Source organism: Streptomyces sp. KR55 (assembly GCF_052245645.1).
Taxonomy (GTDB): domain Bacteria; phylum Actinomycetota; class Actinomycetes; order Streptomycetales; family Streptomycetaceae; genus Streptomyces; species Streptomyces flavusporus.
Genome location: NZ_JBQQCE010000472.1, coordinates 1 through 7,665 on the forward strand (window position 1 = coordinate 1; position 7,665 = coordinate 7,665).

The window sequence follows — 7,665 nt, forward strand, 5'->3', positions numbered from 1 at the left end:
CTCTGTCTGATCACCTGATCACCCGTGCCTCGTGCTCCGGTGCCGGGCGCAGGCGCTGGAGCAGTAAGTGGCAGCTTTGGGTCACTCTGCGGGAGCGAAGGCCCAGGTGGGGGCTGCCTGCCAGTGAGCCAAACCTGCCAATTGCCTGCTGGGGTGCGACAGGTGAGGAGTTCGGTGTCGGGGAGCTGTGCGTCGTGCGGGGAGACGATCGTGGCGATCAGGGACTGGAGGGGATACTCCGGGGTGCCGCCGGCCAGGGCGGCGAGTTCCGCCTTCCAGCCGGGGCCGTGTCGGCCACCAGGCGCAGTGACGTGCCGTTCGCGGGCGCCCAGTCCTCGGCTGTCTGGGCCTTGCACAGAGCCTCGAGAAGGGACTTCTCGTCGGGGCGGAGCGTCTCGGCGGGGCCGGACGCGGGGCCGTCCGCCATGTCCATACCGTGTCCGCACCCGTCTGACCTGCGGCGGGGAGCAGCTCGGCGAAACGGTTCAGGGTTGTGCTCCACCGTACGGCGAGCTCCTCCGCCGACTCCTGCTGGGGCCCCAGAAGCCCCGTACCACTCGTCGCATGGGACCGGCCTCGTTCACCAAGGGGCCTGAGCCGGGCTTCTCCGCCACCACCAGCGGTCGTCGGGTTCGGGTTCGGCTGCGTCGTCAGGGACGGTGTGGGCTCGGAAGGTGGCGTCCAGGGAGGACAGAGCGGCGCGGAGGGCCTCGGCGGAGGCCTGGTCCAGTTCTCGTGTCAGTCGGGCCAGGTCGTCGCGTTCCTCCAGGTCGCGTCGGTAGAGGTCCTGGCGGTAGCGGCCTGAGGGGGCCCAGTCGTTCGTCTCCAGGCGGCGGATCAGGCGTTCCCAGAGGTGCAGTGCGTAGTGGAGACGGCCCTCGGTACTCGCGGCCGGGCCCTTCGCACGGGTGGACATGAAGGCGTCGGTGACGGGTGTCGCGAGGGGGTGGCGGTCCAGGACTTCCGGGAGGGGACCGACGGATGCCTCGGGGAAGTGGGGTACCGGCTGTTCTGTCGCGTCCACCCTGTACGCCGACGCTTCCCCCTCCTCGGTGTCGATCGCTTCCAGGCGGCACCTGGTGGTGCATCCGTCCGGGGTGACGGCCCAGTACGCGCTGGGCAGGTCGATGTCCGAGGGGTAGAGGACGGGGGTGGCCGCTGCCGCGGCCAGGGCTCGGGCCAGTGCGGGTTCCGTGAGCGGAACAGTGGCGTTGTCGTCGGTCGAGATGTCCAGGGCGAGGGACAGGTCGCCGGGGGGAAGCCTGCTGTAGGTGCACAGGGCGGGCGCGTCCCAGTGGCGGTTCTCCTGGTCGTCATCGATATCCGCCACGTCGACCGCTTCCTCCGGGACCGTCAGGGCGGCGGCCAGGGCGTCGCGCAGGCGCGCCGGGGGCAGGTCCGCGACGGTGAAGAGGTTCGCGATCACTTGTACGTCCCGTCGTAGATCTGCCTCGCCTTCTCGACCTTCTCCGGATTGTTGACGAATTTGGGGTCGCGCTGCAATTGCTTCGATGCGCCGGTGTCGCCCTTGTTGCGGGCAATCTCCTTCAGGGCCGCGTACTCGATGCGGTCCAGTTGGACCAGGCCCGGGCCGGACTTGGGGAAGACCGTGCCGTTGGACTCGACCTCGTAGGTACGGCCGTTGATCTCGTAGGTGTTGCCGTCCGGGGAGAGGGTGGCGCGGCCGTTGGCGATGCCCTCGATGTCGGCGCGGACCTGGTCCTCGTTGCCCCGGAGGATCACGGTGTTGCGTTCCTTGACCTGACCACCGGACGCTCCGCTGATGGTGTGGCGCTTGTTGGGGAACTTGAGGAGCTTTCCGCGGGCCGGGCCGGCGATGTCGTCCCGTGCCTGCCATTCGGCGGCGGGCCGCTTCTTCCGCTCGGCCTCGTCCGCCGCCTTGTCCGCGTCGTCGGCCTGCTGGCGGGCCTCCTGCGCCTGCTGCTTGGCCTCCTCGTCGCAGCCGTCCTCGGCGAGGACGACGTAGCGGGCGTCGGCGGACGCCGCGGCGAGAACGGTGGTGCCTGTGCCGGGGCCACCGAAGGGGGTGCGCGATTCGCCGTACGGAGTCCTGCGGGGCGGTGCGGCGATCGTGCAGCCGGATTCGCGGGCCTTGCGCTCGGCCTCGTCGGCCGCCTCGTCGGCCTCCTTCGCCGCCTCCCGGGCGCCCCCGGCGTCGCCCGCTTTCGCTGCCTTCCTCGCGTCCTCGGCGGCGTCGGCGGCCTTGTCGGTGAGCTTGCCGAGTTTCCCGAGCTTGCCCAGCTTCTGGACGATCTTGGCCTCTCCGTAGCCGGGGATGAAGAGAGAGCCGACATTCCACAGGACGGTGGTGGCGGCGCGGGTCTTGTTGCCCTTGTTCCACTGGTCGCGGACCTCGTCCCCGATGAACATGTCGTCGAGGATCTTCCCGCCCGAATTCAGGGTGGCGCCGCCCCAGTCGGTGAGGGCGTCGAGGTAGTCGCCCTTCGCCCACTTGTCGCCGGCGTCCTTGGCGTCCTCGCTCCACTGGTCGGCAAGGACACCGCCGTAGTCCTTCAGGCCCTTCAGGGAGTCCAGCGGGTTGGTGACGGTGTCCCACATGTCGGTGAGGTCGCCCCATATGCCGTCGACGAACAAGCCCTCGCCGACCTGCTTGAGCTGATCCCCGGCACAACCGAAGAAGGCACCCACTCCGGAGAAGCAGCCGTCGTCGTCTTCACCGGCCTCTTCGCTCTTGCCTGCTTCTTCGTTGCTTGTGTCCTCTCCACCGTTGTTCTCCTGTTGGTCGTGTGGGGCGTCGTCGGCTGTGCCGCCTTCGGGTGCGGCGGGGTTCGGGTCTGTGCCGGTCGGCGGCTTGCCGTTCCCGTTGCCGTCCCCGTTCTGGTCTGCGTTCCTGTCCGCGTTGCCGTCCTCCGCTGTCACCTGGCTGTCGCCGCCCGCGGGGGCCGGGCAGGCCGTGCCGGTGACGCGGCAGATCTGGGACTGGATGCCGGTGAGAATCTGCGTGCCGAGTCCGCTGACGACGAGCGCGGTGGTGATCGCTGCGACGACCGCGATCAGGCCCGCGTATTCCACCGCCGTCTGCCCGTCGTCCCGGCGCCAGCGGATCATCCGGGCGAAGGAGAAGGGGCGGTGCGCCTCGCGGTCGCCGTCCGGGAGGCGGTACCACTCGCGGCTCTCGCGCCTGGTGAGGAAGCAGAGGATCAGGGCGGGGAGGAGGAGCTGGGTGGCGCCCCTTGCCGATCCGCTCGTGAGGTTGGACAGCGAGCCGAGAATCAGCCATGCCTGTACGGCGATCAGGGCGACCCAGGTTCCCCGTCCGCCGCCCTGCCGCGTACGGCGGGCCAGCCACCAGCCGAGGGTGCCGGGGGCGGCGGCGTAGGCGGTCAGGGCGAGTACGGCGCCGTCGACTGCGTCGTACGAGCTTGCCGTGAGCAGCAGGCCGAGCCCGCCGATGACCGTGACGGCGAAGAGAGTGTGCAGGAGGAACAGGGCCAGGGTGAGCGGCCTTGGCACGGCACGGCGTCCGGGTCCCGACGGACCCGACGGCCCTGCCGGGCTGGCTGCGGATATCCCGCCGGTCCCTCCCGCTCCCCCGACCGACGCCATACCCACTCCCCCTCAAGTCCCCGAGCGGAAGGCCGCGTTCGCTGCCGCCAACGTCTCGTGGCGAGCGTAGGGAGGGAGTGGCGGGGCGGCATGGGTCCGTGGGCCCAATGGGGAGCCCAAAGCGCGGGCAGTGATGAGCGCGAAGCTTCTACCGGCGGGCGGCGAAGGCGCAGGCTGGGAACCAGGGGGTGGCAGCCTCGCGCAATCGCGCCTCGCGCATTGATCGCGCCCTACTCCGCGCGTGTAGCTGCGCCGTGGGGGAGCAGCACGGTGTCGGGCGTTGGCCCTCGGCTCGCCTCATCCGGCCGTCACGATGACACTGTGGGACCGGACAACTGCGTAGGCCGGCATTCGGCCGCGCCTTAAGCCCACCCGGCGTGCATGCGAGGCGCGACCGCGCCCGGCAACTCCGGCCGCTCCGTAGCCGACGGAGGTGGCCGCTTGCCTCGGCCACCCGCCTTTCCGGGCTGCTCGCTTGCTTCTCACCCGTGCTGGAACGGACCGAGTCAAGGGGCGGCCGCAGGCCGATCGCCGTCAGGCGACGCGAAGCGCCCTTGAGGCGGGCCGCGGAAGCACGACACTGGCAAAGAAGCGGGCGGCCCCGACGGTCATGTCTACAGCAGGTGGTCGGCCTTGCCGGCCTTGATGTCCCGGATGAGGGTGCGGAGGGCGTTGAGGCTGTCGGTGAGGTAGTGCTCTTCCTGGCCGGCGACGGCGATGTAGGCGTTGCCTTCGGTGTCGGTGCCTATGCGGAAGCAGTTGTTGCCCTCGCCGCAGAAGGGCTCTTCCCAGGTGATGTCTCTCATCGTGGGGCTCCTCAAAGGTGGGTGGCGATACTGCGGATGAAGTCGCGCGACTCGGCGGAGGAGAGCGAGGCTGCCTCCATCCAGTCCAAGTGAGCTCGGTACTTGTCGAGTTGGGACTGGCCGCGGGCGAACTCATGGCGTGCACCTGCCGTTTCGCGCCGGCAGCTGAGGTGTACGTATCGCTGCGCTACCGGGACAGCGCCCTGCGCGTGGTCCTCTACGACGATCACCCTCGCCACACCCACCCCCGCCTCGCCGCAGCCTGCGAATCCCGCCGCGCAGCCCTGCGGGTCCTGGCCTGCGTGGTCCGCGCCTGCAAGGGCGACTGGGGCTTCGGCGACGCGCGTGAACCGGGCGGCGGGAGGCGGATGTGGGCGGTGCTGCCGAGGGAGGGAGCGGGCGCGTATCTGAGGGGTGGTGAGAATTCATGGGAGCGAATGAGTGCTGACTCGACCGCAAGTCATGAGCCCTGAATCGAACTCCTCACTGAGGCAACGGTGGCGGCGAGGAGCTGCGTGGTGATCGATACCGATACGCGCTTCTGACCGTCTGCATGCTGGCGTTCGTACGAGTCGCCCTGCCGATGGCAGCGCGGAGGATCCAGGGCGAGACGCTTCTGCCTCTGCCGACCTGGGAATGGGACGTTGTCGCTCTCACCCGCTGCTGGTGCTGCTCCGACACCGGGTCCAACTCTGAGAGAGAGGGTCTTCCAACTGGACTCGCACCTGCGGTTCTTCAGCGGCGGCGACAGCCCCCGCACTGTCATGTGCAAGACTAATCCAAGCCCGTTCTGTCACAGCAGGAACACGTGAACCTCCTTGTGTCAGAGGGATCCGGAACGGCCTACGCCCGCACACTCGCAGGGGATCAGCCATCCCCGATTGCGCTATGTCAACTTCGAGAAAGAGGCGATCAGATGAGCCGACTTCGTACACTCGCCGCCGCTGGCATCACTGCAGCCCTGCTTGTCGGAGGAACCGCGACCACTGCCAACGCTGCCAGCACCGGCTGCTGGTCCAGCTGGGGTGTCGTCAAGACCACGGCGAACGTGAACTATCGCACCGGCCCCGGCACGTCGTACACGGTCAAGGGGATCCTCACCGAGGGCACAAGGGCCAATGCCAAGTGCTGGGAGAACGGCTACATGAAGGTCTACCCGACCACTGGCGCCTGGGCGGGCACGTCGGGGTGGGTTCACGGAGACTACCTGCTCAACATCTCCTGACGCCGGCGTGCCTTGGACGACCTGTCTGAGGCGGGCATGCTGCAGTTCGTAGATGACGTGGGGGCGCACTGTGGCAGACCGGTACGTCTCCGAGCAATACGACTGACCTGACCTCCACGGTCCCCCTTCCTGACATCTGATCACCTCAGCCTCGGTGAGGGTCGCACCAAGTGCCTGCCCCGCGGGAAGAACCAAAGGGGCGTCACCCCTAACGGATGACGCCCCTCATCGCGTCCCAGCGGTAGCGGCTGGTTGCGCTCGCCGCCGGCATCTGCTGCTACAAGCGGCCATATCGGGTGCCGCGTTCTGAGGGAGTAGCGGCACGAGGGTGAGCGCGAACCTTCCTACCTATCGTGCTGTCGGCGCACCATCTCGGTGATCCAGATGGGCGCGAAGGGAGACGTGCAGCCCGGGGGAGTCGGGTAGTCCTTGAGCACCTCCAGGCGCTCACCGATGTCGATCGCACGGGCGCGGTGCTCGGCGTGCTCGATCCCGATCTGGGCCAGGCAGTGGTTCATCGCCCACTGCAGGCGATCCGGGGCGTCCTTCATCTCCGCCTCGATGACGTCGAGCAGTGCTGCGAGGTCGAGGCCCTCGGGCTTCTTCGTCACGCGTTCGGTGGTCAGCGCCCAGCCGGCACTCGCGACCACCGGATCCGGATCGGCGGACCAGGCCAGGCGCAGCTCTTCGGAGTGCGGGTTCTTCTTCACCACGTAGTTGACGAGCCAGTCGTGCACCTTGGGTGTGCGCGCCTCACGCAACATGACGTCCAACTCGTCACGTTCGAACGCCTTCGGGCGGCAGATCAGGATCGCCAGCAGTCTCGCCGCGGTGTCATCCGTCTCCCAGAGCCGGCACGCGAGTTCCTGCTGCGTCTTCAGCCGCTTCGCGAGCGCGCGCAGCTTGCTGAGGTTCACACCGTGATCGTCACCGTGTTTCTCGTTCACCGCGCGTGTCTTCGGGTCCTCGAGCTCGGCCATCACCTCGGCGACCGTCGTCTCGGGCAGCGTCCTCTCGGCCACCTCAGCCTCCTGTCCATCACGTGCGAGATTCACCCTACTCCGACCACCTGACCCACCCGGTGCCTGTGGATTGGGCGTGGATTTGGGTCCTCGGGCCCATGTCCGCAGGTGGTCCCCTCCCTAGCCTCTGGCGGTGAGGCAGGGGCCTGAATGTGCCCCTGCTCGGCCTGAGTTGAGGAGGCGGGGGCATGGCCTCGATCGGGGGAGTGCCGGAGTTCGGGGGTGCGGGGCCGTCGGGGCGGGGTGGGCGGCGGGATATGCCCGGGCCGCTGTCGTCGGCTCTAGTTCTCGTCCATGTGCTGTTCGCGGTCACCGTCGTGGGCGGCCTCGGCCTCCTTCTCACGGCGGCCTCCGTGGACGCGGTCGATGATGGGCTGCTGGCGCACGTCGCGTACGCGGCCACTCCCGGCGTGCTCGGGTGGTGGCTGGCCCGGCGTACCTGGGCGGGCGGGAGGTGGGTCTGGGGCGGGCTGATCGCCGTACAGGCGTGGCTGGTTCTGGGCTCCTTGTCCAACCTCACCGACGGGTCGGCCCGGGGGTTCACCCAACTCCTGCTGCCTGTCCTGATCCTGTACTTCCTGACGCGGCCGGAGAGTCGCGACTGGTATCGCCTTCCCGCATCCGATCGGCCTGCCCGCCGTCCGTTCTCCCTGGCCCGGATGATCCGTTGGCGCCGGGACGAGGGCCAGACGGCGGTGGAGTACGCGGGACTTGTCGCGGTCGTCGTTGCCATCGTCGGGGCGCTCGTCGTCAGCGGGCTCGGTACGCAGATCCTCACCGGGATTCAGGCTCAGGTGTGCCGGGTGACCGGTACGGCGTGTCCGGCTCCGGAAGGGGGTGGTGATGTCACTGCCGGGGACGGAACCAACGGCAACGGCAACGGCAACGGCGACAGCGGCAGCGATGGCGGCAACGACGGCCCAGGCAGCGGCGGCGACGCCCCTCCCGCCGACGACGGCCCCACGTCCGACGACCCCTCCGCCGAGGATCCCGCCCCCGACAGTCCCAACGACCCCTCCGTAAC

Annotated in this window: 7 protein-coding genes and 1 pseudogene; 3 read left to right on the top strand and 5 right to left on the bottom strand. The window is 68.9% G+C overall.

The window, feature by feature from the left end; translation table 11 throughout:
* Positions 1 to 217: 217 nt before the first annotated feature.
* The 4 genes from ACTWQJ_RS42200 to ACTWQJ_RS42215 form a co-directional block, all read right to left on the bottom strand.
* Entirely contained in the window at positions 218 to 427 is a 210-nt protein-coding gene (locus tag ACTWQJ_RS42200; protein ID WP_443311714.1) for a hypothetical protein, read from the bottom strand.
* 153 nt (positions 428 to 580) lie between these two features.
* A complete protein-coding gene (locus ACTWQJ_RS42205; protein WP_443311715.1) occupies positions 581 to 1,426 on the bottom strand; it encodes a hypothetical protein in 846 nt (281 codons plus the stop codon).
* Complete coding sequence (locus tag ACTWQJ_RS42210) at positions 1,423 to 3,495, bottom strand: Flp family type IVb pilin (RefSeq protein WP_443311716.1); 2,073 nt, start codon at positions 3,493 to 3,495, stop codon at positions 1,423 to 1,425. The genes ACTWQJ_RS42205 and ACTWQJ_RS42210 overlap by 4 nt, the downstream gene beginning before the upstream one ends.
* A 707-nt stretch (positions 3,496 to 4,202) precedes the next feature.
* Complete coding sequence (locus ACTWQJ_RS42215) at positions 4,203 to 4,394, bottom strand: hypothetical protein (RefSeq protein ID WP_443311717.1); 192 nt, start codon at positions 4,392 to 4,394, stop codon at positions 4,203 to 4,205.
* 89 nt (positions 4,395 to 4,483) lie between these two features.
* Here ACTWQJ_RS42215 and ACTWQJ_RS42220 point away from each other — a divergent pair, with 89 nt between their 5' ends.
* Positions 4,484 to 4,867: a hypothetical protein gene (locus tag ACTWQJ_RS42220; RefSeq protein ID WP_443311718.1), complete on the top strand. Its 384-nt coding sequence runs from the start codon at positions 4,484 to 4,486 to the stop codon at positions 4,865 to 4,867.
* 443 nt (positions 4,868 to 5,310) lie between these two features.
* The gene (locus ACTWQJ_RS42225; protein ID WP_443311719.1) at positions 5,311 to 5,619 is read left to right on the top strand and encodes a hypothetical protein; all 309 of its coding nucleotides are present in this window, start codon (positions 5,311 to 5,313) and stop codon (positions 5,617 to 5,619) included.
* Positions 5,620 to 5,963: 344 nt separating this feature from the next.
* Here the strand turns inward: ACTWQJ_RS42225 and ACTWQJ_RS42230 are convergent, their stop codons facing one another.
* Entirely contained in the window at positions 5,964 to 6,599 is a 636-nt protein-coding gene (locus tag ACTWQJ_RS42230; RefSeq protein WP_443311720.1) for a DNA alkylation repair protein, read from the bottom strand.
* Between the two features lie 230 nt (positions 6,600 to 6,829).
* Here ACTWQJ_RS42230 and ACTWQJ_RS42235 point away from each other — a divergent pair.
* Positions 6,830 to 7,665 (top strand): annotated as a pseudogene (locus tag ACTWQJ_RS42235) (hypothetical protein); the annotation flags it as partial.

Bases quoted from the DNA above. Each gene is read 5' to 3' on its own strand.
- ACTWQJ_RS42200 (WP_443311714.1), bottom strand. From the start codon at position 427: ATGGCGGACGGCCCCGCGTCCGGCCCCGCCGAGACGCTCCGCCCCGAC.
- ACTWQJ_RS42225 (WP_443311719.1), top strand. From the start codon at position 5,311: ATGAGCCGACTTCGTACACTCGCCGCCGCTGGCATCACTGCAGCCCTG.
- ACTWQJ_RS42215 (WP_443311717.1), bottom strand. From the start codon at position 4,394: ATGAGAGACATCACCTGGGAAGAGCCCTTCTGCGGCGAGGGCAACAAC.
- ACTWQJ_RS42230 (WP_443311720.1), bottom strand. From the start codon at position 6,599: ATGGCCGAGCTCGAGGACCCGAAGACACGCGCGGTGAACGAGAAACAC.